Below are 24,850 nucleotides of genomic sequence, written 5' to 3' on the forward strand. Positions count from 1 at the left end.
TAGAATACTCTTTTGAGAACCGTACCACAAAGAGTTAAAACACTCGGATTATATTTTGGTTTGATATTCATGAGCACCAGAGAAAGAATTTTGGACTATGTCACAAAGAATCCGGGAATAACTTTTCGCAAATTAGCCCAAGAACTCAACATAGGGATAGGAAACCTACAATATCACCTACGGCATCTTGAAAAAGAGGGAAAAATCATATCAAAACGGCTTGGAGGGAAAAAATACTTCTTCCCCGCGGGTTTTGAAGAAGAGTACAGGCGTCTTATGATAGCTATTTCAAACGAAAGCCAAAGAAAGATACTCCTTTTACTTGCGGAAGGGGACAAAAACCAGAGCGAAATTGCAGAAAAGCTCAACTTGGCACCTTCTACTATAGTTTATCATACAAAACGGCTCGAGAGGTTGGGGATTATTACAAAGATAAAAGACGGAAAAAACACCGTTTATTCCCTTAACTGTGATGTTAATGTTTTAGTTCGCATAATCAGAGAGTATAAACCAAAAATCTGGGATAAACTGGCAGATAAATTGATTGATTTAACGTTAGCGTTCAGGGGGGAGGAAGAATGATTAACACCTTGGGGTATCTCCTTGATGGAGTTGTAATTGTTTTAGGTGCTATGCTGTCAGTAGCAGCATGGAAAGCATACAGAAAAAGTGGGATGAAAAGTATTTTGCTTCTTTTTTTGGCATTTCTAATGTTCGTTGCCAAAAAGATCATTGAGAACTTTCATCTAATCAAAACCTCATTGTCTTCAGAAATACTTGAGGTGACCTCAACTACATTCGAACTTTTAATATTGGTATTGTTTTTTATAGCCCTGATAAGAAGGGATTGAAATGCCGTTTGCAGTATACTTACTAAGGGTAAGACCCGGAAAAGAAAGGGAAATCAAAGAAAAACTGCTAAACGAAATGAACTTTGACGAAGTTTATATAGTCACAGGGCCGTTTGACTTCTTTCTTCCGAAAGCCTAGCCCTTTAGGGGGGGATGCAGTAATTGAAGACCAACTTTTAAAGAACCGAAACTCTTTTAAACTTTTCAGAGTAATAAAAGCTTGAAAAGGCCAAACTTAGAACCCGATGAGACANGGGGTTTAAGTGTCCCCTTCAAGCTGAAGGAGAGTGGACGCTGTTAAGCGTCCTTCAAAAAGTTGTCCTCTCGGGCAGTCAAAAACTGAAGAAGGTTGTCAAAACGATAACCCCAATCCGCTTTGCGGTAGGGGTAACGGGGGCAAGACCGTCCCCTCGGGCTGAACCGAAAGGCGGTAACGCCAAGTAGGTTATGAGTCGTCCGTAAACCTTCCCGCCTTTGGTGGGGATTTGGCTTAACCTCTCGCTAAAGGTGGGGAGGAGGTCAGATAATAGGGAAAGTTCATGTATCTCTCACCAGAAGAGCGCTAATCAGCCTAAAAGAAGAACTAGAAAAGCTAGAAGGGGTCATAGAGGTTAAGTATCTCGAAGCTAAAGACTAGCGCACTATTAAGAGTGGAGGTTTCACGTTGCCAGCTATCTCTTCCAATAAGCTCCCTATCCTCGTTTTTCCGCTCTTTCCATAAGCTCCCATTATTACAAGTGAATACTCTCCGCTGTTTGCTTCTTCAAGGATTTTGTCCTTTGCAATCCCTTCAACGATCTTTATGGAACAGTTCACTCCCTCTTCTTGACAGAACTTTAGCATTTCGCTCATAACATCTTGAATGTCTCTTTTCATGTTGTTCCAGATTTCCTCTTCAAAACTGCGCACTTTCTCAAAGTCCCCTTGTCTTGCCCCCAGGTTGAATGCAACTGCCTTAGCTTCTCTTCTGTCTAAAACTGAAAACAGCACTATTTTTGCGTTCTTTTTCTTGGCAACTGCAACCCCATGAAGAGCTGCCTTTTGACTCCACTTCGAGCCGTCTATCAACACGAGTATTTTCATTGTTCACCACCACACATACCTAAGCCATAATATCCCAACGCCGACACCTACAGTTAAGACCATTATGACTATACCCATTTTTAGAAAGTCCATAAATGTTATCCTTATGTCTTCCCTTGCTGCTATCCCTATAACAACAACGTTTGCCGATGCTCCGATAGCGGTTCCGTTTCCACCAAGGCATGCTCCTAAACTTAAAGCCCACCAAAGAGGGTAGGTATTGAGAGATGTCCCCATTGCCTTTATTAGGGGTATCATTGTGGCCGTGAAGGGGATGTTGTCTATAACAGCCGAAGCAAGTGCTGAAAACCATGCTATAACCAGTATTGCTTCTCCTTCGGTATGGACATGGTATGCTATCCACTGAGCTATCTGTCCTATAAACCCGGTCTCAACTAAGCCCCCTACAATGAGGAACAAACCTCCGAAAAAGAACAGCGTCGCCCACTCGACTTTTTCTAGGATTCCCTCAGGATTTTCCCTACTCCAGAAAAGGAGCAAAGATGCCCCAAATAATGCAACCACAGCAGGCTCTATCCCAAGCTTGTCGTGAACAAAAAAGAATAGCACCACAATGACGATTGTTACAATAGACTTCCTAAAAAGAGACAGATCCCTAATCGCAGCTCTTTCATCCAGACCGTCAAGTGTCCTTAAGATTCTCTCCTTTTTTTCAGGGCTGACCTTAAGGGTTCCTCTATAAGCCAGATATACTACAAAAACCATGAGTATTAAATCAAGAAATGCTATTGGGCCCATATTGACGAGAAACTCGTTAAAGCTAAGCCCTGCAGCGGAGCCTATCATTATGTTAGGTGGGTCACCTATGAGCGTTGCTGTTCCACCGATGTTGGAAGCAAAGATCTCGGAGAGAAGGAAGGGAAGAGGGTTAACTTCCATAAGCCTTGAAATGTAGATAAGCATTGGAGTAAGCAGAAGAACCGTGGTCACGTTATCAAGAAAGGCACTTATGAGGGCTGTCACAACTGAGAAAAGGAGCAAAACTCTAATAGGTTCTCCTTTTGCAAGTTTGGCTGTTTTTATTGCGATATATTCGAAGAGACCACTTAATCTTGTTGTATTGACAATTATCATCATTCCGGCGAGGAGAAGTATAGTGTCAAGGTCAAGATAAAGGGGAACTTTTTTCCAAGGAACTATGTTGGCTAGAAGCACCAAAGAGCCTCCAGCCATTGCGGCAACGGTTCTGTGTATTCGCTCGCTTATTATAAGAGCATATGTAAAGATAAACACTGCAAGGGCAAATATCTCCAATGGAGTCATCTGAACACCTCCTAATAGACGATCACCGGAATTTCCAAATGCTGGATTATCTTAAGAACCAAAGGACTTAGGGGAGAGGTTTTTGTGATTTCCGAGCCATAGTTCTTCGAGATTGCGAGCATATCGTAGTTCTCAGCCATTCTTATCACATCATCGCTCTTGTTTCCAAAGAACATGCGCCTCTGTACTTTCAGACCATAACTTTCAAGCTTCTTTGCCACGTTGTTGAGCAGCTCTTCCCCCATTACCTCCTCTTTTCGCCTGAATTCCTCACTTGCTTCTGGGCTAAGTGTTTGACGTACAAGCTCAAATACCTGAGAATCCAAAATATAAACAAGCAAAATTCTCGCTTCATAGGCACTTATAGTCTCATATACCTCTTCAGGGACATTCTTAACGTATCTGTCAAGCGGCATCAATATAGAATGAATCTCCGGGATATGCCTTTCTTCTTCAGTTAGAAGAAACTCCCTGTAGTGCTTTATTATGTCCTCATATTTCTTTCCAGCTATGTGTTTAAACTTTCGACCGATGAAAGAGGAATACAATCCCATATTGCTCCCCCTAACCGTTTTGATAGGATGTTTAAAAAGATTTTTGGAGTTATGAACCACAAGAGATATTAAAGAACACAAGGAACTAATCACTGGAGGTGAGAAGATGAAGAAAATACTATCAATGTTAGCGTTGATTCTTTTGCTCTTACCCTTAGCGAATGCTCAATGTCCAGAAAAAGGAAACACCGTTGTGTTAAAAGCCCCAGCAGTATCTAGAACCTCGAGTGGCGAGTTAATAGGAGTAGCAACGGACTTTGTAATCACAGTTGCCCCTGGAAATGGGCACGTTTACGTTGAGACTTGGCCATTGGCAGAGGTGGACATGCAGGCATCGGCGAGGTTGGCAGCCCAAGTCGCTGGAAAAGTTCTTGGGGTTGATATGAGCAAGTACGACGTTTTTATTCAAGTAAGGTCAGATGCTCCAATTATTGGAGGTCCTTCTGCCGGGGGTACTATGACCGTTGGTATAATAGCCGCTCTAGAAGGATGGGAAGTAAGAAATGACGTAATGATGACAGGTATGATAAATCCCGATGGGAGCATTGGGCCAGTAGGAGGGATTTTAGAGAAAGCCTCAGCTGCCCACAGCGTAGGAGCAAAGCTCTTCTTAATTCCAGAAGGACAGAGAATACAGGTAGTCCAAAAAACCGAACAAAAGCAAATCGGCCCAATAGTGCAGATAACAAGTAAGTCCGAAAAAGTTGACGTGGTTGAATACGCAAAGGAGAGATGGGGCTTAGAGGTTAAAGAGATTAGGGATATATACGAGGCAGTGTACTATTTCACCGGAAAGAAGATAGAGAAGCCATCTGTGCCAGGGGAGTTGAAAGTTGATACCTCCTTCCTAAAGGACGATGCACTCAAGGACTACGATGAGACCCTAGGCTACTATAAGCAGGTTGAAAATAAGCTCAAAAACAGTGACGTTAGCTACACCACTTATTCCTACCTCAAAAATGCACTAGACGATGCCAAAGCTAAGTTAGACGAGGCCAAGGAGGACTTGGACGAAGGCATGTATTACACAGCTCTAAGCCTTGATTTTCAAGCGAGGATTGCGATAAGGCACGTGGATTGGTATTTGGATGTAAGGGCTGAGAGTGACCTAGAGCATCTGCTGAAAGAGGTCGATAACGAGATAAAGGACACCGAAAGCTACGTCTCAAACCTCACAATAAGGGGAATAACAATGCTCCAAGCGGTTGCCGCAAGTGAGGAAAGAGTTGAAGAAGCAAAATCCCTCCTGAAAGATGCTTGGTCGTCCTATTACGATGGTAATTACTGGGATGCAATAAGCAATGCTGCCTTTGCATACGAGAGAATACAAACAGCAAAGTTCTGGGCATCCCTGGGGGAGAGATACGCAAAGGGAGAGGTAATTGAAAGGGATGCAATAAAAGATACCGCAAGGGAATACTTGGACAATTCGAGGCTTATCATAACTTACATAACCTCAATGTTTGGGGAAACAAACCTTCAGGATTTGGTGAACTTAATGAACGAGGGAGAGGAATATTACCAAGATGGCAAATATTCGGCAGCTATCTTCTCCGCAATGGAAGCCAGAATAAGGGCTGAGATAATCTTAGATACCCTTGGAATCGACAACGAGACCGTACTTATGGACAAGCTCCAGAGAATGAAAGAAGATGCTAAAGTAGCTATCGCAATAGCTCAGAAAGAAGGCATATATCCAGTCTTGAGTCTTGCGTATTATGAGTTTGCCCAGAGCTATGAAAAGCAGGGAGGGTTAGAGAATATTCAGACCGCAATGGTGTTCTACCAATACGCAAAGGAAACTTCAACGGTATTCTTAAGCACAACAACCCCGCCAAAGATAACAGAAGAACCCCTCATTCCTCTCACCACGCCGCTTACAAATCAAACAACACCTCAAAACACCACTTCCCCAGCTCAAAAGGAAACTAGCGGATACTCAATACCTCTAATAGCTGGCACCCTTGTAATTGGCCTCCTTCTAGGCTTTATAGCCGGAAGGAAGGCTTAAACATTTTCTCTTTTTTTCTTGGAAAAGCTAAAATATCATGAAAACCTAACAACACATATGAACTATCAAAAGGTTGCAGCCCTTGTTGTGGTTTTTGTAATAGCATCATCAATAGCTTTATTCTTAAAACCCTATTTTCCGCGAGGAAGGGAGACTACATACTCTGGAGAAAAGATACTTCTGCCGGAGCCGAGATTAAAAGGAGATATGAGCGTGGAAGAGGCGATTGCCAAGAGAAAAAGCATCAGAACATACAAAAATCAACCTATCAGCATAGAAGAGCTTGCTCAACTCTTATGGGCCTGTCAGGGGATAACCCACGAGGACAAAAGAGCCGCTCCAAGTGCTGGAGCAACTTACCCCTTTGAAATTTTCGTAGTAGTCGGGAATGTAGAGGGTCTAAGACCGGGAATATATCACTATGACCCCTTTGAACACAGCCTAACAATGATTAAAGAAGGAGACTTTAGAAAAGATCTCCAGAAAGCAGCATTGAACCAGAAGTGGGTAGGAGATGCACCAGTGGACATTGTACTTGTGGCTTTCTATGAAAGAACCACCAGGATTTATGGAGAGAGGGGAATCAGGTACGTACATATGGAAGCAGGCCACATAGGACAAAACATATACCTCCAAGCAACGGCTTTAGGACTAGGCACAGTTGCCGTTGGGGCGTTTTATGATGATGAGGTTGCAAAGATAATAGGCACTGAGGGTGCCCCATTATACATATTCCCTGTTGGGAGGGTCTAAGATGGTAGTTTTAGACCATTATACTCTCGGATATATAACCTTTGGGCTTATGAGTCTCTCAATGCTCAGCGGTGCTTTCATACTTCTCTCCAAGAAGAGGCAGTTCTGGATAAAGATACACATCCTCGTGAGCGTGCTCGCTTACCTCTTTATGGTGTGGACAATATGGGTGGTCAGATAAGCTTATTAATATGCCTTCCCTACATTTTATGGTGATAAAAATGTTCGTTGGACACTACAAAGACGTAGAGGAAAAAGAAGTTACAATAGAGGGAGTTGAGAATACAACAATAAGATGGCTTATCTCCCCAAAGATAGGAGCTAAAAACTTTGCAATGAGATATTTTGTTATTAGGAAAGGCGGAAAAATACCAATCCACCAGCACGACTGGGAGCATGAGATATTCGTTGTAAAGGGAGAAGGTTATATAACAAACGGAAGAAAAACTGTGAAAGTTATACCGGGCAGCTTTTTGTATATTCCTCCAAACGAGCCGCATGGATACGAAAATCCCGACTCAGAAACCCTCGAATTCCTATGTTTAATCCCAGTAAAAGAAGGTAGCATACCTCCCGAAGAAAGAGGTGAGTGATTTTCATTTTTATGTTTAATCTTTATTATTTCCATTTCAATATTGCCATGAAACTATCACTTAAACCGAAAATTTTTTAAATTCATCACGACATACCTTGAGCGGGCTTTAATGGCAAACGGAATTAAAGTTGGAATAGAAGAAAAAGTTGAATCAAAGCAGGCTGTTCTTTTGGGCTTTCAGCACGTTCTTGCAATGTTTGGAGCAACAGTTACAGTGCCCCTTGTCGTGGGGACGGCAATTGGGCTTGAGCAGAGGGAGATAGCGCTCCTAATCCAGGTGGTTCTCCTGGCAATGGGAATAGCGACCCTTCTTCAAACCACGATAGGGTCAAGATACCCAATAGTTCAAGGCTCAAGCTTTGCCTTTATCCCGGGACTTATCAGCATAGGGAAAAGCTTGGGATTAGCTGCTGTAGAAGGAGCTCTAATCGTAGGCGGATTAATCGAGGCGGCAATAGGTGCATTCGGGATCCTCGGGAAAGTCAAAAGGCTCTTTTCGCCTGTAGTTACTGGGGTCACAATAATGCTCATAGGATTCTCTCTAGCCCATGTAGCGGTCAAGTACACCTTCAACTTCTTTGCCGATCCGAGCGGTTCAACAATACCGAAGGCTTTCTTTATTGCACTTGTGACATTTTCAACAACGGTCTACGTCGCACTTAAAGGAAAAGGGGCCTTAAGGGCAATGCCCGTAATAGTGGGAGCGTTAATAGGATACGTCGTCAGCATTCCCCTTGGAATGGCAGATCTCAGCTTGGTTAAAGAGTTACCATTAGTAAATGCTCCAAAACCTCTACCATGGGGCACTCCAGTATTTGAAGCCTCTGCAATAATAACCCTGCTGTTTGCATTCATCGTGAGCATAATAGAAAGCGTTGGAGATTACCACGCAATTTCTGCTATATCTGAGGCACCAATAACGAACACAAACATCAATAGGGGAATAATGAGCGAAGGGCTTGCATGTTCAATTGCAGGAATTCTCGGAGCTTGCGGGACAACAAGCTACTCTGAGAACATAGGATTGGTGGCCTTAACTAAGGTTGCAAGCAGGCAAGTGGTGCAGGTAGGAGGGGTGATACTAATCCTCTTAGCGATGATCCCAAAGTTTTCCGGTGTTTTGGCTTCCCTTCCTCAGCCCGTACTTGGAGGACTCACGATAGCGCTCTATGGTATGATAAGCGTTACTGGGCTTAGGTTAATAAAGGAGAAGGTAGAGCTAAACGATAGAAACATGCTCATAATCGCAAGTGCTCTGATTGTGGGACTTGGAGCTCCCCAATTGCCGCCGGAATTCCTAGAGCACTTTCCAAGAATTGTGGGGAGCATTTTAGAATCAGGTATGGCTGTAGGAGCCTTAACGGCCATTTTGCTTGATCAACTGTTGAGGTGATTCAGATGATAGAGGATAAAAGGTGGAAAGGTGTTTACTCCTTTGATGACTCTCCCTATCTGATGGAAGTATTAACAGAGCTTAGAGATAAAGAAACAGACTCTATAGCTTTTAGAAAAGGGCTTGTAAAGCTTGGAAGGTTTATGGGTTATGAGATAATCAAGACAATGGAGACAGAGAAAGTAAAAGTCGAGACACCTTTGGAAGAAACTGAAGGGATAATAGTAAAAGACAGGAGAAATGTAGTCATAGTAACTGTTCTCAGAGCTGCAGTGCCCCTTATGGAAGGTCTTGTAAAGGTCTTTGAGCATGCAAGGATAGGAATAGTCTCAGCATCAAGAGGAAAAGCCCCAAAGTTTGAGATAGAGATGAACTACATCAAAATCCCCCAGATAACGCCCGAAGATACGGTAATCATAGCCGATCCAATGATAGCTACTGGTTCAACTCTGCTGAGGGTAATAGAAGAGGTCAAAAAGTACGGTACTCCAAAGAGAATAATCGTGTTGGGCGTTCTTGCAGCTCCTGAAGGAATAACCAGAATAAAAGAAAAATTCCCAGAGGTTGAAATATTCGTAACAAAGATAGACAGAGAGCTCAACGACAAAGGCTATATACTCCCTGGCCTTGGGGATGCAGGAGACAGAGCATTTGGGGCACCAATAAAGCTTTCAACCCTGCCGCAGGTGCACACAATAGAGTAGCGAAAGCTTAAATATCTTCTCTTCAATATTTTTTGATTGATATGGTGGACATAGACGAAATCGACAAAAAATCCTAGTGGAGCTTAGAAAGAACGGTAGGATTACTTTCACGGACCTTAGTAAAAAGCTTGGGCTATCTGTAGCAAGCATAAAAAACAGGGTCGATAAACTTGAAAGACTCGGCGCGATAAAGGGCTATTCCGCTCTTGTGGAGCCCGCTTTTCTTGAAGAGTATTTGCAGGCTTTAATCGAGCTTGAACTCCTTGCTGATGATCCCCGGGCTGAAATGGTTTTGCAAGAGATAGGAAAGCTCGAAAACGTCTTGGGCATCTATAAAAAGACCGGGGAATTCCAGGTGATGATAAGAGCTAACTTCAGGAACATGGACGAGCTGAAAAGCTTTTTAAGGCTTCTTTCTCAAAGATATCTGCGTAAAAACCTCCGACGGTGGAGGGTCACCATAATCCTCGATGTCATAAAAGACAATGGAGTTCAGATTTCCAAGGGCTCCCAAAGGAGATGATAGGGATGCTCTTTGTAATCAGAAAGGGAAAAAAGAGCAGTGAGCTTGAAGCATTCTATATTGAAAATGAACCCGAAAAGCTTTCCCAAATCCAGAATTTAAAAGCGGAGAGAATTTTCAGACTGATAATGAGGGGTACCAGACTTTTCAAGGTTCTGGAAGGCAGCAACTATCAAAATCCAAAAGAGATTGAAAAAATGCTGAAAGCTGCGAGGATTGTCTTAACCTCCGATGTCGCAGAATGGGAAGAGTATTTTAGGGTAAGGCTCCAAAACAAGAGGATTGAGAAAGCAGAGCTGTGCAGACTCTGTCTTTTAAATGGGAAAATAACCGTGCTGACGGAAGGAAATAGGATAAAATATCACCATGAATTTATCTGTGAGAACTGTGCCGAGGAAGAGCTTAAAAATGAGCTCCGCTATAGGTTTAGGAGCCTCGGAATGTTTGAGCAGGCAAAAAACTTCTTGAGAGATTTAAAGATCTAAATAAAGTTCTGGCTGTCTTTGATCCCCGTTTTGACCCAACAAAAAATCCAGAGGTTACAAAGTGGGATGAGCTGGAGCCAAAACATGTTAAGGTTAAAGAGCTGTCCATAGATGGGGTAAGCATTCCAAAAGAGTTTAAGGAGGTTCTAAAGAAAGAAGGGGTAGAAAAACTCCTTCCAGTTCAGGTTTTAGCCCTACAAAATGGACTTCTCGAAGGAGAAAACCTGCTGATAGTTTCCGCAACGGCGAGTGGAAAGACCCTCATTGGGGAATTAGCAGGCATTCCGAAAGCCCTCAAAGGCAAAAAGTTTCTTTTCTTGGTGCCGCTTGTGGCTCTGGCAAACCAAAAGTACGAGGACTTCAAGAGGAGGTACTCAAAGCTTGGCCTTAAAGTTGCCATAAGAGTGGGAATGAGCAGGATAAAGACCAAAGATGAGCTCGTTGTTGTCGATACCGGCATAGATGCCGACATAATAGTTGGAACTTACGAGGGCATTGACTACCTCCTAAGGGCTGGAAGGAAAATAGGGAACGTCGGAACAATAGTCATAGATGAGATTCATATGCTTGACGACGAAGAAAGGGGAGCGAGGCTTGATGGTCTCATTGCAAGGCTCAGAAAGCTCTATCCAAACGCCCAGTTCATAGGTTTGAGCGCAACGATTGGAAATCCTCAAGAGCTTGCGAAAGAGCTTGGGTTGAAGCTTGTTCTTTACGATGAGAGACCGGTTGCACTTGAGAGGCACGTGATAATAGCAAGAAATGAAAGCGAAAAGTGGCGCTACGTGGCTCAGCTGTGCAAAGCTGAAACAATGAGAAAGTCCCCCCAAGGATTTAAGGGCCAGACCATAGTGTTCACATTCTCAAGAAAGAGGTGTCACGAACTTGCGGCATTTTTAACGAACAAGGTTTGAAGGCAAAGCCCTATCACAGCGGTTTGCCCTATCACCAAAGGAAGCTCACTGAAATGGAGTTTCAAGCCCAGATGTTGGATGTTGTTGTAACAACCGCTGCCCTGGGGGCGGGAGTTGACTTTCCAGCCTCTCAGGTAATCTTCGAAAGCCTCGCAATGGGAAACAAGTGGCTTACCGTTAGAGAGTTCCACCAAATGCTTGGAAGGGCTGGCAGGCCTTTGTATCACGAAAAGGGCAAGGTTTACCTCATAGTGGAGCCCGGTAGAAAGTATTCTGCTCAGATGGAAGGAAGTGAAGATGAAATTGCCTTTAAGCTTTTGACTGCACCAATTGAACCTGTTCACGTTGAATGGAGTGATGAGCTGGAGCAGGATCAGGTTCTGGCTCATTCTTGTGTTTTCTCCTACCTTGACGATATCGAGGAAGTGCAGTCCCTCTGCTTGGGTGCAAATCAAAATGCCGAGAAAGTTCTTGAAAAGCTTGAAGAATTCGACTTTGTAAAACTGAGGGGTAAGATTGTAAACGTTACCCCCTATGGAAGGGCCGTGAGCATGAGCTTTCTCCTTCCAAAGGAGGCTCAGTTTATAAGGGAAAGCCTCTTCAAGAGACACCCCAGGGAGATAGCAATTAAGCTTCTGCCATTTGAGAACGTTTATCTAACTGGAACGCTCCAGAGAGAGCTTGAAAGTGCCGTGAGAGGAAGACTGAGCAGCAACATTTTTTCCCCAAGCTTTGCCTCTATTCTAGAAGAGCTCGAAAAAGTTCTGCCGGAGGTCAGTCCAAACGTGCAGGACAAGCTGTTTCTGATTTACCAAGATTTCTTTATGTGCGAGGAAGAAGAATGTACGGAATATGCCATGGAGCGGATTTCATCCACGATAATCGAGCTCAGAAGACAAGGAAAGCATCCAACACAGATTGCAGACTACTTCAGAAGGCAGTACTCCCTTGTGCTCTATCCTGGGGATATCTTTACATGGCTTGATGGCATAATTAGGAAGCTTGAGGCAATCGAAAGGATAGCCAAGGTATTTAGAGCAAAAAATGCAGAGTTTGAGGCAAGAACTCTGAGAAGGGAACTGGAGGAAGGAAGAAAGCTAAGAAATGAGTGATTAAAAATTGAAGAACTAAGGCAAACCTGTGCTTGTTGTCAAATTTTGGAAGAGTTCTTTAACTGGTTTTCCTGAGTTCTTTTCTAATACTGCTACAAAATCGTTTAAATCTCCTTCTTTGAATCTGTATTTTTCAAAGAACTCTCTAAGAGATTGGAAAAATATCTCTCTGCTTGTGTGTTCTTCAAGCTTTTCAAGAACCAAGGCTCCCCTATATGCACCAACAGCATAGTAAAGGTTGATATCTGTTCTCCATACTTTCCACACTTCCACTAATGGAATATCTTTCTCTCCGTAATTTGTTGTTTTGTGATATTTTGAAATCCCATAGTTCCTTAATTCTCGGTAACTTTCTTGTGAAATGTTTTGGGCGTATTTTAGAGAGTAGTACCATGGAAAGGCAAGATTGAACCAGAACTGGCTCATGTTTGTGTCAAATGTCACCGTTCCAGGAACCCACCAGTGTGCTATTTCATAGGTGTAGCCGTATTTGTAGCGTATGGGATTATGGGAGTATGCAAGGGTATCGAGCATTAAACTTGAAATGCTCATTTCATTGGGGTAAACAACTTTAACTTTCTCATATCCTGGTTTTCCAAAATATTTTACTCCAAAGTCCAGAATTTCTGCGGTAAGGTTGGCGTACCTCTCTGCGGTTTCGTCATCAATTCCCATGTAGTAAACCGTTAAGTAGCCGTTCATTAGCTCCATCTTCTTAAACTCCCCGGCAAAGATTGGAATTACCCCGGTAAAGCCACGAGGGAATGAAATTCTCCAGATAAATGTTCCTCCAGAGGAAATTAATTCACCTGGAGCTATTACTGTTCCTTTATCAGTTTTAGCCTTAACCTCTATAGCTTTAAACAGCTCGACGGAGTTTAGCATGGGTCTCAAGAATGTTCCTCTTAAAAATGCAATCTCCTCTTTAATTTGTCCCTCTATGTATCCCCTTTTAGGTGCAATTTTCTCTATTTTTGAGTAGTCCCCGCTGTATTTAATTTCTATGCTCCCATTTTTGAAGTCTTTCATGGGGATAATTAGTGCAAAACTCTGGATGAAGTCAACATTTTCGCCGTTCACTTTAATTTCTTTAATGTTAATTCTCGGAACTCTTCTGAAGTATATGTATAGCTGTGAAGTGACATTGTTGTAGCTTACAACTCCCTCAAATTTCTTCTTCTGCATGCTGATGTCTAAAGTGATGAAAGTCTTTCCTATATTGCTTGTCTCACGATCTTCAGCATTCAGAAATTCCCGGAACTTTCCGTCATCGATTTCTGGGATGTTGCCCCCTTTTAAGACTTTTATAAGAACCTGCGGACCGTGAGTATCTGCAATGTATCTCAACAAATCTCCGGCTTCAGTATATAAGGTTTCGTTGTAATTTTCCCTAAGGTTTAGGGAGTTTAACTGATTTATACTTACGTATTTTGTCGTTTTCTCTTGAAGGCTCATTGGTATTTTGAAGTCCAGCACTCCGAATCCAATGGCAAGCGCATCTGGAAGTGTTTTGCCTGCCGCAAATTCTAAGAGCGCCGGAACAATTTCAAACGATAAATACATACCAGTCTCTTCAATTAGAGCAATGTGTATTTCCCTTTTCTGATAATCCACAAACCAGAGGGTGTTTTTCTCTGTAATGTTTTCGAGCTCTTCTTTTGAGGGGTAGAGATAGATTTTTGCTTTTTGTGGTTCGGTTCCAAAAATCTTGGAATAGCTTTCATAGGTGCTGTCTGCACCAAGGATGAGCATGTTGAGTTTTGACTGCAATACTGGGTTTTCATAAACTTCTTTTGGATAATAGATTTCGAAATATTGTGTGGAATTGTGGAGCCAGTCTTTGTAAACCGCAACATTAATAAGGCTGGCATTTTCTAGTGTTTGTACAGGGATTGCAGTATCTTTTTGTTGAACTGTGGTCGTTGAGTGGAGATATGATATGCACCCAAATGTGGCAGTTATGAGAATAAAAACTAAACCACATGCTATTACCCTATCCATAAAGGCTTCACCTTTATCTGAATAGATAGTCATTGCCTTAAATATTATGCCTCTGCTGTGGACTATCATTTGACTCTAAAATAGTAATATAAGACGTTTCTATCTTGAAACAAATTGAAAAACTTTTCCTTTAATATTTCCATGCTATAGCAGTCGGGATTGGTTAAATTACCTGCCCTTAGAAATGCATTGTAGCTACATCCTCCTCCACAGAGCAGAGCAAATTCGCAGGTTCTGCATTTTTCAATGTTGAAAATATTTCGTTTTCTGTATAACTGAAAGTTCTCATTTAGTTCAAGACTCGGGTAGTATTTTCCAATCCTAAGTTCTTTTGTTCTCAGAGCACTCATGCACGTGTATAAATCACCATAGGGATCATAAAATATCTGCCTGTAATGAGCTGGACAGTTATAAAACTGTGGAATCCAAATCCCCTCATAGAACTTGACAAAGAGACCATTGAATACTCCAAAAGTTTTTGTTATTAACTCACTCTTGAATAGACTTAGGATTTCATCATAGGATAAATTCGGGTTAAAGTAGCAGGGACCAAATTTTTCCCTAACTGGGGCTAAATAAAATCTGACATTTTCTTTGTTTGTCCAACCTTTTTCAATATAAAATTTTGCAAGTTCTTCCAAGCATTTATAATTTTCTTTGTTGACATTTGTTCTCAAATCAACTCTAAATCCCGCATCGATAGCTTTCTCTATGTTTGAGGTTGTTCTTTCGAATGCTCCATCATATCGATACGCATCATGGATTTCTTTTGGACCAGCAAAGAACTTAAAGATTATTTTAATTGGCTCTGGGATAATATTTACCCAAATAACTATCACATTATTGTTGTGACTTACACTTGCAACCTTAATTGTTCTTACTGTTATCAAAGAAACATAAAAAGGGAAAGAGACTTAACAAAAGAACAAGTAGATAAAATCTTTGAGGCTATTTTAAAGTTTGATAATGGAGAAGTTGACGATAAAAAAAGCAAAACCCGAAATATCCAACTCTACGGTGGGGAACCCCTCCAAAAGAGACTCTATGAAATGATTGAGTACATTCTTGAAATTGGCTCATCATATGGGTATAGATTTATAATTATGACGAACGCTATTGATTTAAATCATTATTTGCCCCTTCTTGAATCTTACAGGGATTTAATAGCTTTGATACAAACAACCATTGATGTCATATTCATCGGTTATGAACCCATACTGTCTTAAAATAAACAAAATGTCATCTTCCAAATTAGGGGTTTCCTTCTCAAGCTCGTTTAATGCTTCGCTGTCGACTTTTATCATTGATCCGTTTTTGGTGTTTATCAGCATATATTGGTCATTGCAGAGTTTTATTTTGACGACAAAAGGACTAATCATTATCTTCCCTCCTCAGGGAAAGCCAAAGTTTTATGTAGTCAGGCAGATACTTAGTTTCTTCGCAATAGGGTTTGTACAATGTTCCATGAGCTCTATATGCCTCCATGGGGCATCCACCAGAACACAAAAGAGATAGCCTGCAGTTAAAGCATTCCTTTATCTTGCCTGCTGTTCTATTCTTCCAGATGTAATAGTTTGTGTTCAATTTAAACTCTGGGTAGTAAGTGCCAACACTAGCTCTTTTATTACCTAAAAGGTAATCACATGTATAAATGTCACCTCTTGGATCAAATATCAAAACATTGGGAGTAACTCCTCCACAATACCTTAACTTTGCGGGAATTGAAGTTCCTGATGAGAGAGCATTGAAAAGGCTTGCATAAAACACATCGAATTCATAAACCTTGACCTCTTTTAGTCTATACTCCCTTATTATTTTGAAGACTCTCTCGAAGTATTCTTTTGGAGTTAGAATATAGGGATACTTTGTTCCTGAACGTTCATTAACCCTTTTTAATAAAATTGTGGCTTTTATTTCATTTTCTTTAAGTTCATTAACGAGTTGTGGGATGTAATTGATATTTTGAGCGTCCACATTTACAAAGATTATTACTTTAATTCCATTAGCCTGAGCTTCTTTAATTCCGTCTAAAATTTTATCATAAGTCCTCTTGTCTTTCCTGTGAATCCTCCTTTTGTCGTGGACTTCTTTGGAACCGTCTAACGTTACTTTTACGATTTTTACATTGTTTTTCTGTAGCATCCCCAAAAAATTCAATTAGCTCATAACCATTGGTTATGATATCAAAAGCAAATCCTTTTTCTCTTTCCTTCTCGTAGAAGATATTCCAAAATTTCGGCATTTTCATACATTAAAGGTTCCCCACCTGTAATTCCAATGCTATCCCTTATCTTGTCCCTATTTGAAAAAGCTATTTCATAAAACCTATCAATCATTTCTCTGCTGATTGTGCTATCCTTACTTATGTTCCTTTCATAGCAGTAAGTGCAAGCAAAGTTGCAGTTGTATGTTATTGCAATGCTATATTTACCTTTTATTTGGGATTCGTTTTGTTCTAAAAAACTGTAAAATAATGCAACTTCTTCTTCCGGCTTTAAGTTTGTAATAAATCCTTCTTTTATCAGAGCGTTTATAACTTCTTTTGGAGCACAGCTTGGAGTTTTAATCGTTTCAACAACTTCTCCATCCACTGTCAAGGGTTTTGAACCAGGCTTCAGCAAGAGATATTCATTTCCGGTTAGTGGGATGATGTTTGTAAAATAAGAGAGGTGCATGGCTTTCACCCTTTATATTGCTTGTAAAATCCTAATTCTGTGTAGTTTCCTCCAAAGATTTTATAACTAACTATAAAGTTTAAGTTCTTTGAAATATTTTTTGTTCCATATCGTGTTAAACCAGCAAGCACCATAATGTAGTTTTTCTCATTCCAGGGATTCCTAATAGTCTGCAGCACACCCATGGACTCATCATAGGGAATCGTGCTGTTCAATGGGAGTTCTATGAGGTTATCAGGTGTTAGCAGAAACGCACCGAAATCCTCAACAGCACTCGGATTCCGCTTTAAACTCCAACCATCCTCATAATGCACAAAAGCTACTGGAAGTTGGTCATTTAGCTTCCTCGTAATTTCATTCGCTACAGGACCGCCAATAAGAATTAAATTCCCCCTTAGGTCTTCATCTGTCAAATTAACATCCTCTTTGACAATTATTTTGGGGGCGTTGCTGTAGCCTATGATAAATGAGTTCTCAAGAAACTCCCTCAACTCCTCCGCAGTTTTTTTATCGTACTCCACACCACTTTTATCGGGGTTTTGGGTACCGTAAACAATTACAATCTTGCCAAGGTATGTGCCTCTGTTTATAAGTGGGAGTCCCATGACAGGAGCTCTCTTATTAAAGTATCTACTGATGTTCTCTGGAGTTGCCCACTCCCCCATGTGTTCGGCCATAGTGGGAGCGTAATCAAGCAGAGTTTCATTATCTTTCCTGATTTTTTCAAAATACTTATATTCTTTCAAAAAATCTTCGAGAGGATACAACCCAGAGGAGAGTTTAAGTGTTCTATACTTAACTGACTCTTGGGGAACACCACTCTCTAAGGCGAAGTACTCTGCGAGGCTTTCTGTTAAAACCTCGTTAAGATACTGAATGAATGATCCAAAATGCGCTGAATCATACATTGTAGTCATGGGTAGTTGGTTTTTGATTTCATCCAGGTAATAACTTTTGTTCTCGAAAAGCTTGTAGGTTTTCCCCAGAAAATTATTAACAAAAGGATGTGTAAACTCATGGAATATTGCAACAACGTCCTGAATCTTTTCTTCTTCATATTTGACTGGATAGATGTAGTCTATGCAGTAGGCTGTTCCTCCTTGGAATACTACATGAGCACGTATTCTCAATGAGTACGAGTATTCGACTCGGTATTCTTTAGCGGCATGTCCAAAGAATTCCCTGTGCAGCTTTGGGACGCCCAGTAAGTAAGGCTTTATGCTTGAGGTGTATTCAGCGTATTCTTTCTCGTGAGCTTTGTAAAACTCCATGAAGTTGCTCTCTTTGGCAAACTCTGCCAGGGGCTTTAAATCGCCAAGATTAGTCTCATTTGGCAGGTAATCTAAAGCCACTAGTCTAGTGCTTAAATCCATTATCACACTATCACGGTGGTAATACGGGTAAGACTTATCGAGAATTTTCCTAATGTATTCGACCGCCTCATGCTCTTTGTAAGGGGCAAAGTACGTCAAGACATCGTTAACATAATCTTCGGGTGCTATTATAAACGAATCACTCCCATTGAAGGCCAGAACATAAATCACACTAAATAATTCCAAGTTAGGGTTAACTTCCACGTTAATTTGAGCTTCTTGGGCCTGAACAACTTGAAAAAACGGATGGAGGCACGTTATAAACAACGTTATCATACATAACACGGCAAACTTTTTTTTCATTTGTCTAGCCTCCTTGCCCCATTACTTTCTTAAATTCAAAAAAGAGTTGACTCACTTCATTTTCCATAAGGCCTTTATTCATACAACTTACACAATCTGTAATGGGTATCAATCCCCGCTTCACCTTCTCCAACTCTTTTTTTGATAAATCTTTAAAAGGACATCCCCCACTGCAGATGGGCAATAATGGACAACTATGGCATTTATTTAAGGTTGTTAAGTTTCTACTTCTTACTTTTGTTATTGAATCCCAAAATATCTCTGAAGCAGGATAGTATTTACCGATTCTAAATGTTTTTTCTCTGGCAAGTATTACACAGGGATAAACATATCCATCGGGTGCCATAACTGCTTCTCTACCTGCAAGTCCATTGCATGAGTATAAACGCACATTAGGGAGTACCCCATGTAAGATTATGTTTTTAATTATTTCAAACTCCCCTGTTCCATTATCCACTTCGATGTATTTAAGTGCCCATTTATTTTGTGAAAAATATTTTATTAATTTTTTAGATATATACTCTCTATTTTTGTATTCCTCAAATCTTTGGGAGTTAATATTTCCACCATTTTCTACTACTGAAAACATTACTGGAACCTTTCCAAGAATCCCTTCTTCCAACAATATTTTGACCCATTTATCCAAGTAAGGGATATTCTCTTGGTCAAAATGCGTAACGATTCTAAGTTTTGGCAATAATTCAGTTTTCATAGCCTTTTTAAGATTGCCAAATACAATGTTAAACGTCGGCGCACCGGTTTTATGAACTCTCTTTTTATCATGTATCTCCTGGGGACCGGCAATACTTATTCGTATTAAGGAAATTACAGAATGATATTTTTCAAATAAATGGAGATACTTAGAGAGTGTAAAACCATTTGTGGTTATTACAAGTTCCCCGTTCTTCTCAACTAAATATCTGAGCAATCTCTCAATTATTTCGTAATTACCTGGGAGTAGGGGTTCCCCACCACTTATAGCCACATGTGGAGGTTTGTCTCCATACATATCAATAAATTCTAAGATTTTTTGTAATTTTTTATGAGATATGCTCTCCCTTTGTCCCCAATTTTTTCGTTGTATACAAAAATTGCATGCAAAGTTACAATTCCAATTTAGTATAATCTCAAAACCATAAAACTTAAATTGATTTGGATTTAACACATGTTTTTTAGCCATCTGTTGAAACTGTTTAATGTAATCATAATCATGTGGAAGGATAATCCCAAGTTCTTTTAGAGTATTAAGAATCGATAAGGGCAATGTACCTATATGTTCGGTAGAAAGAGCATCCTTAACTTCTTTATCACAATAAAACGCCTTTTGATTTAATAGGTTTATTATAATGTATTTGTCTTCCTCAAGCTTAAGATTCAGCAAATATTTATTAACTTTCAATATACAATCCTCCCCATTAGAGCCATAGTCCCTACAGCAGAATAAAAATAAATAAGAGAATGCCGCTCTCATTTCATATTAGCATCTGAAGCACAGCCAAGATATCCCCAAGCCGCACAAACATTGTAGCAGAGGTCTGAATAGAGGGCACCTCCCCCACCGCCACCACAACCTGTCATACATATTTCCATTCCAAGATTTTCTGGCTCAATGATCTTCCCATTCTCTACTTTCAATATCTCAATCTTCATTCACAACACCCCCTGCCAAGTTTTTCATTTATACTTTCGGTGAAACGATAAATAAGTTTTACTGCAACTTATTTATAAATTCTTGAAACTTTATTTATAAATGGCATGAAACCATAATCAAAGAAAAAAAAAGCAATATTTATAAGTAATCTCACTGATTTTTAATAATGAGTGGTGAGCAGTGTTGAACATTAGTGCAATGGTCAAGGACATCAAGGTGATTAGAGCATTCGTTTTCATACAAAAGGAAGTTTTCTTTTCAAGGCGCTTTGACTTAGTCCTCCAGTTCATCAGCTTAGGCTTGAACATTCTCTTCATTGGGATTTTTGCAAATCTAATCACAATCAACGCTAACATCTCCCAATATGGCACCACAAACTATCTCGATTATCTGTTAATAGGCTCAATAATCCACAACTTGGTATTTCTCCCGAGGGGAAGCATTTCCTCATTCGTTTTGGGAAGAATATTTCCAGTATTATACAATTCACCAGCTTCCTTAACAGCAATTTTCATCGGAATTAACGCCTGGCGAATTTTATGGAATTTAGGGTTAACTTTGATAATAACCACAATTTATGTCCTCTTTTTCGGATTAACCATTCATCTTAACCTTGGTGTTGTAATTGTCATTTTGAGCGGCGTTTTGCTAATTTTTGCCCTTGATCTGTTTTCGGCAGGCTTTAGAATTGCCACCAAAGCGACTCAAGACCCGTTAAACTGGTTCTTCAACGTTACTGCTCAGCTTGTTAGCGGGCTTTACTTTCCGCCAGAAGCCCTGCCAGGCTGGCTTCAACCATTATCAAAAATTCACCCTGAAACATACATCCTTCAAATGGGTAGGTTAACAATGGGAGGAGGATACTCATTGATTCAAATTCTCCCAAGTTTGGCAAACATGCTGACCATAACTTTTGTAATGCTCTTCTTGGGATATCTTACTTTTTTATGGGGCTTTAATAAAGCAAGGGAATTAGGAACTTTAGGGCATGTGTAAGAGGTGTGATCGCATGAGGGTTCACATATTAAGAGCAAGCTGTGAAGAGGGAAAGGTAGTATTACTCCTTAGATTAGAAGTTAATCTTGACCAGGTATACAATGAAAGATTAACCGACTCAGAAAGGGAAATCTTGGAATTCATAATTCAGAAGGGTGAAGTCACTCAAAAGGAAGTTGGTGAGAGGTTTGGAAAAGTTAAGGCTTGCAGAATTATTCAAACTCTGGAAAAGAAGGGATTGATAGAACGGAAGAAGAATGGGAAAACTTATGTTGTGAAGACAGTGTGATTGTTATTCCACTGTTATTTTTATTCCTTCTGTGGTGTATTCTTTATTCTCATTCACCATCCATTCGTTTGGGTCGAGGATTATCTTTAGGGGCTTATCATTTAGTTCAAAACTTACNNTNGCTTNCCCTNTAATCCAGACTTTTTTAACGAGCTTTTCTTTTGAAGTTATCACCTCAACCTCGAGGGGCATTGTAAAATTGTTTTTATCTATAATCTCAAAGGTTAGAAGATACTTCCCATTCTTCTCTTCTAAACTTAGGCTTCTTACATCATAATCCGGCACTTTTGAAGAGTAAAACCATTCTTTGAAGAACCAATCTAAATCTTGTCCACTGACTTTTTCAAAAATACCTTGAACATCAGTTAAATTGCACTCTTTGTCATGACATTCCCTCAAAAGCTCCCTTAGCCCTTTAAAGAAAGTCTCATTCCCGAGCACGAATTGTAGGGAGCGGAAGACAAAAGCACCCTTATAATATTTAATGGCATTCCTAACTTGGGGATTGGAGATAACTTCTTTATAGGCCTGAATCAATGGTTTCCTGTATTGTGAAGAATATTTCAATATTTGCCTTTCTGTGTAACCTAAGCTATAGCTGAGATATCCCGCATCACTTCCCATGAATGTAGCAAGACCTTCCTCAATTCCTGGAGTGAGATCAGTATAACTTCCAAACCACAGATGAGCAACTTCATGTGCAAGGGTTGGTAAAATGTCTTCAATCCTTTTGCTATCTCGAATTCCAACAATTGCAATTCCTTTTCCAGAATCCTCAAATTCCTCTCCATTTCCAAATGGAAGATCTGGATGAAAAATTACGTTGATTTCGGAATAAGGGGGATCCATCAATCTATCTATGTAATGCTTAATTATTTTTACAGTAGCGTTAGTAAGTTCCTTAGAATATAATCTCATATTGCTTGGAGCATAAATTACTAACCAAGTATTGTTGTCCCCTATTGTTAGTTTAGTTTCCTGGAAAAATCCTCTTTTATAAATATACACAGAACCCCATGGTTTGGAATTGTCAATTATTATAATCGTTTGATTATTCTTAGAGTTTACTTCTAACGGGTACTCAGAGATTACTGCATACCTCGAAGGAAGAACAAGAACGATATTTCCCCGAGAAACTTTCCCAATTATCCCTGCAGGAGATACGGGGAAAACGAAATTCGGTGAAAAGTATATTGCATAAGGATAGTTTTCTGGATAATAAAAAGACTTGGAAAATTGAGCTACGTAATAGAGAAACAGAGAATCTATCGTCGTCTCATATTCCAGTGTTCCGAAGAGTGGTTTATCTTTTGAATATGTTAAATTCAGGAGAAATATCTTGACATTATAATCAGGCAATAAGTAATAAGAGAGTCTCGATAAATTAACTTGCTGTTCTTCAAATGTGATATTCAAGTTACCAAAGTTTGGGGTTAATATGTAAATTATTGTACTATCTTGGGTTCTGTTTACGATCATGAAGTCCCATTTCAGCCTTAAATGATGATGTGTAATTGAGGTACTTACATTTCCAACCAGAGAATAATCCACTGAAATTCTCCTAAAAATATCATCTATTTCAGGTTCGTATATCACTTGCGCTTCTGCTTGTAAAGGATATTCAACATGTAGTTCTGAATTTGCTTGCATTTGAGAAGAAGTTTTCTGCTCAGTTGGAATCCTGAGGCATCCACTAGGGAGTATGATGATAAAAGAAATGAAAATAACAATCACCTTTTTTCCAATCATCATAACTTCCCACCATTTTGTTTCGATGTATTGTCATCATTATTAAAAATAAATAATGTATTAAGTATTGAACATTATACGATTTTTGGTTTGTTCATCTCTATTTGGAACTCTCCCTAAGTTCTCTATTAGAGTTTCCTTGCTAAATAGGTTGGGATACTTCTTCATTAGATAAAATTTTAATCCTTCTTTCCAAATATATTTATTTATGTCACATCCTGGACCATTGGGATGTCCATTTTTTCGAATTGACTCCATTGCACATCCACCCATGCAAACTGGCAAAAGTTTGCAATTCTTGCACTCATCATATTCTGTAGGATCCCTAGATTTCGCATCATAATAAAATGGAGTAATTTTCATTGTTCCATCTTTCTGTATTTCCCCAATTTGATAATCCTCAATTCCAACCATCTCCCAACACGGATATACCTTTAATTCTGGGTCAATAACGTATCCAAATGGATTGTCATATCCGCAATAAATGAATCGTAAGTTAGGTCTAGTCCAAACCTCGAATCCTCGCCTGTAAGCTTCTTTCCAAAGATATGGGAGATACTTCTGAAGATCGCTCCCAGAAAAGTAAACACCGCAGTTGGAACTACAATAAGGAAGATTTCCTCTCACAATTCCATAGGAAATTGGTATACCTCCTAGACCCTCATCCTTTAAGAAGTCTAACAATTCTGGGATTTTTTTATAGTTTGTTTTGTCAACATTTATTCTTAATGCCAAATGGAAGTTTTTATTAGCTATTCTCCGATTTAAAAGTTTTATATTTTCGATTATTTGATCAAATGTTCCCTCTCCATTTGATTTTATTCTTCTTTTATCATGGATCTCTTTTGGACCATCCAATGTTATCTGCATTGAATATACGTTGTAGTTATTGATTGCGTCAACAATGTCCTCATTAATTAGTGTTCCATTAGTGACAAAACCTGCTGAATAATCACGGATTTCTTTATTCTCTTTCATTTCTTCTAATCTTTGTAGTGTATATTCACATCCTTTCCAATTTAAAAGAGGTTCTCCTCCATAGAAACTAACTGAGATTGTTGGTTTTTTGTCTCCTTGTGCATGAGCACTTGCAAAAGTGAGTATTGTCTCAATTTTCTCTCGGGTTAATAACCCACCTTTGCTTTTTATATCTCCTTCATAACAGTAGGGACATCTCAAATTACAAGAATATGTCATTACTAAAGTCAGTCCAATACTTAAATAATGTAGAAGTTGTCCATAATACATCATTCTTGTAAGTTTAATGATATTAAGCTCGTTTAGTTCTTTGTTAACTATTATTCCTTCAGAAATCATCTTATTTAACAAGTCTGGAGGCAATTTATTAAACGTTTCATTTTCCAAGATTTCTTTTGTTTCAATATCACACTTAGCTATTATGTTTCTCAATGTGTTAAATGATATAACTTCTCGTTTTCTTTCGATGAACAAATTATATTTAGAGGATTTATACGACATCTATTTCCCTCCACATCTTCAATTGAGAAATAACAAAACAAAAAACAAACGATTAGTAGTTAATAACAGACA

The 24,850-nt window shown here is 39.7% G+C and carries 26 protein-coding genes and 1 pseudogene; 14 read left to right on the forward strand and 13 right to left on the reverse strand.

The genetic code is table 11. From position 1 onward, the window contains the following. Positions 1 to 69 precede the first annotated feature (69 nt). From OCC_RS00525 to OCC_RS12490, 3 genes are read left to right on the forward strand one after another with little or no spacing between them, the layout of a single operon-like run. Positions 70 to 582: a winged helix-turn-helix transcriptional regulator gene (locus OCC_RS00525; RefSeq protein WP_004067571.1), complete on the forward strand. Its 513-nt coding sequence runs from the start codon at positions 70 to 72 to the stop codon at positions 580 to 582. Next, positions 579 to 851 (forward strand): hypothetical protein, encoded by a 273-nt coding sequence (locus OCC_RS00530; RefSeq protein WP_004067568.1) that lies wholly within the window; start codon positions 579 to 581, stop codon positions 849 to 851. The genes OCC_RS00525 and OCC_RS00530 overlap by 4 nt, the downstream gene beginning before the upstream one ends. 1 nt (position 852) lies before the next feature. Further along, on the forward strand, positions 853 to 990 hold the full coding sequence (locus OCC_RS12490; RefSeq protein WP_004067566.1) for a hypothetical protein: 138 nt from the start codon (positions 853 to 855) through the stop codon (positions 988 to 990). Between the two features lie 494 nt (positions 991 to 1,484). On the opposite strand, the gene OCC_RS00535 is transcribed toward OCC_RS12490, so the two are convergent. From OCC_RS00535 to OCC_RS00545, 3 genes are read right to left on the reverse strand one after another with little or no spacing between them, the layout of a single operon-like run. Continuing rightward, positions 1,485 to 1,934: a universal stress protein gene (locus tag OCC_RS00535; protein ID WP_004069907.1), complete on the reverse strand. Its 450-nt coding sequence runs from the start codon at positions 1,932 to 1,934 to the stop codon at positions 1,485 to 1,487. A 3-nt stretch (positions 1,935 to 1,937) separates the two neighbouring features. Then, positions 1,938 to 3,218 (reverse strand): ArsB/NhaD family transporter, encoded by a 1,281-nt coding sequence (locus OCC_RS00540; RefSeq protein WP_004069908.1) that lies wholly within the window; start codon positions 3,216 to 3,218, stop codon positions 1,938 to 1,940. An 11-nt stretch (positions 3,219 to 3,229) separates the two neighbouring features. Then, on the reverse strand, positions 3,230 to 3,772 hold the full coding sequence (locus OCC_RS00545) for a universal stress protein (RefSeq protein ID WP_004069909.1): 543 nt from the start codon (positions 3,770 to 3,772) through the stop codon (positions 3,230 to 3,232). Positions 3,773 to 3,878: 106 nt separating this feature from the next. Here OCC_RS00545 and OCC_RS00550 point away from each other — a divergent pair, with 106 nt between their 5' ends. The 8 genes and pseudogenes from OCC_RS00550 to OCC_RS00585 all read left to right on the forward strand — a co-directional run bounded on the left by OCC_RS00550 (position 3,879) and on the right by OCC_RS00585 (position 12,262). Continuing rightward, a complete protein-coding gene (locus OCC_RS00550) occupies positions 3,879 to 5,783 on the forward strand; it encodes a S16 family serine protease (protein ID WP_004069910.1) in 1,905 nt (634 codons plus the stop codon). Between the two features lie 57 nt (positions 5,784 to 5,840). After that, positions 5,841 to 6,536: a SagB/ThcOx family dehydrogenase gene (locus OCC_RS00555; protein ID WP_004069911.1), complete on the forward strand. Its 696-nt coding sequence runs from the start codon at positions 5,841 to 5,843 to the stop codon at positions 6,534 to 6,536. A 1-nt stretch (position 6,537) separates the two neighbouring features. Further along, entirely contained in the window at positions 6,538 to 6,717 is a 180-nt protein-coding gene (locus OCC_RS00560) for a hypothetical protein (protein WP_004069912.1), read from the forward strand. 40 nt (positions 6,718 to 6,757) lie between these two features. Beyond that, entirely contained in the window at positions 6,758 to 7,129 is a 372-nt protein-coding gene (locus OCC_RS00565; RefSeq protein ID WP_004069913.1) for a cupin domain-containing protein, read from the forward strand. Positions 7,130 to 7,240: 111 nt separating this feature from the next. Further along, positions 7,241 to 8,524, forward strand: a complete 1,284-nt coding sequence (locus OCC_RS00570) for a uracil-xanthine permease family protein (protein WP_004069914.1) — start codon at positions 7,241 to 7,243, stop codon at positions 8,522 to 8,524. Between the two features lie 5 nt (positions 8,525 to 8,529). Further along, positions 8,530 to 9,228 (forward strand): uracil phosphoribosyltransferase, encoded by a 699-nt coding sequence (upp, locus tag OCC_RS00575; protein WP_004069915.1) that lies wholly within the window; start codon positions 8,530 to 8,532, stop codon positions 9,226 to 9,228. 76 nt (positions 9,229 to 9,304) lie between these two features. Further along, positions 9,305 to 9,751, forward strand: a complete 447-nt coding sequence (locus OCC_RS00580; RefSeq protein WP_004069916.1) for an Lrp/AsnC family transcriptional regulator — start codon at positions 9,305 to 9,307, stop codon at positions 9,749 to 9,751. 5 nt (positions 9,752 to 9,756) lie between these two features. Then, positions 9,757 to 12,262 (forward strand): annotated as a pseudogene (locus OCC_RS00585) (DUF5814 domain-containing protein). 15 nt (positions 12,263 to 12,277) lie between these two features. On the opposite strand, the gene OCC_RS00590 reads toward OCC_RS00585, so the two are convergent. Both OCC_RS00590 and OCC_RS00595 read right to left on the reverse strand, forming a co-directional pair. After that, positions 12,278 to 14,332, reverse strand: a complete 2,055-nt coding sequence (locus tag OCC_RS00590; protein ID WP_238565064.1) for a M1 family aminopeptidase — start codon at positions 14,330 to 14,332, stop codon at positions 12,278 to 12,280. Beyond that, on the reverse strand, positions 14,329 to 15,102 hold the full coding sequence (locus OCC_RS00595; protein WP_004069918.1) for a radical SAM protein: 774 nt from the start codon (positions 15,100 to 15,102) through the stop codon (positions 14,329 to 14,331). The genes OCC_RS00590 and OCC_RS00595 overlap by 4 nt, the downstream gene beginning before the upstream one ends. Between OCC_RS00595 and OCC_RS13125 the strand changes: the two genes are divergently transcribed. Continuing rightward, complete coding sequence (locus OCC_RS13125) at positions 15,022 to 15,489, forward strand: radical SAM protein (protein ID WP_084684339.1); 468 nt, start codon at positions 15,022 to 15,024, stop codon at positions 15,487 to 15,489. The genes OCC_RS00595 and OCC_RS13125 overlap by 81 nt on opposite strands. Here the strand turns inward: OCC_RS13125 and OCC_RS12495 are convergent. Genes OCC_RS12495 through OCC_RS00625 form a run of 6 tightly spaced genes read right to left on the reverse strand, consistent with a single transcriptional unit; the run spans position 15,424 to position 20,264 of the window. Beyond that, positions 15,424 to 15,642, reverse strand: coding sequence for a hypothetical protein (locus OCC_RS12495; RefSeq protein WP_004069919.1), 219 nt, complete (start codon positions 15,640 to 15,642; stop codon positions 15,424 to 15,426). The two genes, OCC_RS13125 and OCC_RS12495, sit on opposite strands and share 66 nt — an antisense overlap. Further along, positions 15,635 to 16,405, reverse strand: coding sequence for a radical SAM protein (locus OCC_RS00605; RefSeq protein WP_148290370.1), 771 nt, complete (start codon positions 16,403 to 16,405; stop codon positions 15,635 to 15,637). The genes OCC_RS12495 and OCC_RS00605 overlap by 8 nt, the downstream gene beginning before the upstream one ends. Before the next feature lie 41 nt (positions 16,406 to 16,446). Further along, positions 16,447 to 16,938 (reverse strand): radical SAM protein, encoded by a 492-nt coding sequence (locus OCC_RS00610; protein WP_020953568.1) that lies wholly within the window; start codon positions 16,936 to 16,938, stop codon positions 16,447 to 16,449. 5 nt (positions 16,939 to 16,943) lie between these two features. After that, complete coding sequence (locus OCC_RS00615; protein WP_171814824.1) at positions 16,944 to 18,587, reverse strand: DUF4932 domain-containing protein; 1,644 nt, start codon at positions 18,585 to 18,587, stop codon at positions 16,944 to 16,946. A gap of 31 nt (positions 18,588 to 18,618) precedes the next feature. Continuing rightward, positions 18,619 to 20,085, reverse strand: coding sequence for a radical SAM/SPASM domain-containing protein (locus tag OCC_RS00620; protein ID WP_020953570.1), 1,467 nt, complete (start codon positions 20,083 to 20,085; stop codon positions 18,619 to 18,621). Then, entirely contained in the window at positions 20,082 to 20,264 is a 183-nt protein-coding gene (locus tag OCC_RS00625; protein WP_004068699.1) for a hypothetical protein, read from the reverse strand. Before OCC_RS00625 ends, OCC_RS00620 begins: the two co-directional genes overlap by 4 nt. A gap of 181 nt (positions 20,265 to 20,445) precedes the next feature. Here OCC_RS00625 and OCC_RS00630 point away from each other — a divergent pair, with 181 nt between their 5' ends. Both OCC_RS00630 and OCC_RS00635 read left to right on the forward strand, forming a co-directional pair. Continuing rightward, the gene (locus OCC_RS00630; protein WP_148290372.1) at positions 20,446 to 21,261 is read left to right on the forward strand and encodes an ABC transporter permease; all 816 of its coding nucleotides are present in this window, start codon (positions 20,446 to 20,448) and stop codon (positions 21,259 to 21,261) included. A gap of 13 nt (positions 21,262 to 21,274) precedes the next feature. Next, entirely contained in the window at positions 21,275 to 21,550 is a 276-nt protein-coding gene (locus OCC_RS00635; RefSeq protein ID WP_004068695.1) for a helix-turn-helix transcriptional regulator, read from the forward strand. A gap of 3 nt (positions 21,551 to 21,553) precedes the next feature. Here OCC_RS00635 and OCC_RS00640 read toward each other — a convergent pair whose 3' ends face one another. Further along, positions 21,554 to 23,302: a M1 family aminopeptidase gene (locus OCC_RS00640; RefSeq protein ID WP_020953571.1), complete on the reverse strand. Its 1,749-nt coding sequence runs from the start codon at positions 23,300 to 23,302 to the stop codon at positions 21,554 to 21,556. A 57-nt stretch (positions 23,303 to 23,359) separates the two neighbouring features. Then, complete coding sequence (locus tag OCC_RS00645; RefSeq protein ID WP_004068689.1) at positions 23,360 to 24,778, reverse strand: radical SAM/SPASM domain-containing protein; 1,419 nt, start codon at positions 24,776 to 24,778, stop codon at positions 23,360 to 23,362. Between the last annotated feature and the right edge of the window lie 72 nt (positions 24,779 to 24,850).

This window comes from Thermococcus litoralis DSM 5473, from assembly GCF_000246985.2.
In the GTDB taxonomy this organism is placed as follows: Archaea; Methanobacteriota_B; Thermococci; order Thermococcales; family Thermococcaceae; genus Thermococcus_A; species Thermococcus_A litoralis.

Excerpts from the sequence above, each read along its gene's own strand:
- OCC_RS00605 (WP_148290370.1), bottom strand. The coding sequence starts at position 16,405 with ATGCTACAGAAAAACAATGTAAAAATCGTAAAAGTAACGTTAGACGGT.
- OCC_RS00560 (WP_004069912.1), top strand. The coding sequence starts at position 6,538 with ATGGTAGTTTTAGACCATTATACTCTCGGATATATAACCTTTGGGCTT.
- OCC_RS00550 (WP_004069910.1), top strand. The coding sequence starts at position 3,879 with ATGAAGAAAATACTATCAATGTTAGCGTTGATTCTTTTGCTCTTACCC.
- OCC_RS00570 (WP_004069914.1), top strand. The coding sequence starts at position 7,241 with ATGGCAAACGGAATTAAAGTTGGAATAGAAGAAAAAGTTGAATCAAAG.
- OCC_RS12495 (WP_004069919.1), bottom strand. The coding sequence starts at position 15,642 with ATGATTAGTCCTTTTGTCGTCAAAATAAAACTCTGCAATGACCAATAT.
- OCC_RS00620 (WP_020953570.1), bottom strand. The coding sequence starts at position 20,085 with ATGAGAGCGGCATTCTCTTATTTATTTTTATTCTGCTGTAGGGACTAT.
- OCC_RS00545 (WP_004069909.1), bottom strand. The coding sequence starts at position 3,772 with ATGGGATTGTATTCCTCTTTCATCGGTCGAAAGTTTAAACACATAGCT.
- OCC_RS00645 (WP_004068689.1), bottom strand. The coding sequence starts at position 24,778 with ATGTCGTATAAATCCTCTAAATATAATTTGTTCATCGAAAGAAAACGA.
- OCC_RS00535 (WP_004069907.1), bottom strand. The coding sequence starts at position 1,934 with ATGAAAATACTCGTGTTGATAGACGGCTCGAAGTGGAGTCAAAAGGCA.
- OCC_RS00525 (WP_004067571.1), top strand. The coding sequence starts at position 70 with ATGAGCACCAGAGAAAGAATTTTGGACTATGTCACAAAGAATCCGGGA.
- OCC_RS00635 (WP_004068695.1), top strand. The coding sequence starts at position 21,275 with ATGAGGGTTCACATATTAAGAGCAAGCTGTGAAGAGGGAAAGGTAGTA.
- OCC_RS00590 (WP_238565064.1), bottom strand. The coding sequence starts at position 14,332 with ATGATAGTCCACAGCAGAGGCATAATATTTAAGGCAATGACTATCTAT.
- upp (WP_004069915.1), top strand. The coding sequence starts at position 8,530 with ATGATAGAGGATAAAAGGTGGAAAGGTGTTTACTCCTTTGATGACTCT.
- OCC_RS00540 (WP_004069908.1), bottom strand. The coding sequence starts at position 3,218 with ATGACTCCATTGGAGATATTTGCCCTTGCAGTGTTTATCTTTACATAT.
- OCC_RS13125 (WP_084684339.1), top strand. The coding sequence starts at position 15,022 with ATGGATTTCTTTTGGACCAGCAAAGAACTTAAAGATTATTTTAATTGG.
- OCC_RS00615 (WP_171814824.1), bottom strand. The coding sequence starts at position 18,587 with ATGATAACGTTGTTTATAACGTGCCTCCATCCGTTTTTTCAAGTTGTT.
- OCC_RS00565 (WP_004069913.1), top strand. The coding sequence starts at position 6,758 with ATGTTCGTTGGACACTACAAAGACGTAGAGGAAAAAGAAGTTACAATA.
- OCC_RS00610 (WP_020953568.1), bottom strand. The coding sequence starts at position 16,938 with ATGCACCTCTCTTATTTTACAAACATCATCCCACTAACCGGAAATGAA.
- OCC_RS00530 (WP_004067568.1), top strand. The coding sequence starts at position 579 with ATGATTAACACCTTGGGGTATCTCCTTGATGGAGTTGTAATTGTTTTA.
- OCC_RS00555 (WP_004069911.1), top strand. The coding sequence starts at position 5,841 with ATGAACTATCAAAAGGTTGCAGCCCTTGTTGTGGTTTTTGTAATAGCA.
- OCC_RS00625 (WP_004068699.1), bottom strand. The coding sequence starts at position 20,264 with ATGAAGATTGAGATATTGAAAGTAGAGAATGGGAAGATCATTGAGCCA.
- OCC_RS12490 (WP_004067566.1), top strand. The coding sequence starts at position 853 with ATGCCGTTTGCAGTATACTTACTAAGGGTAAGACCCGGAAAAGAAAGG.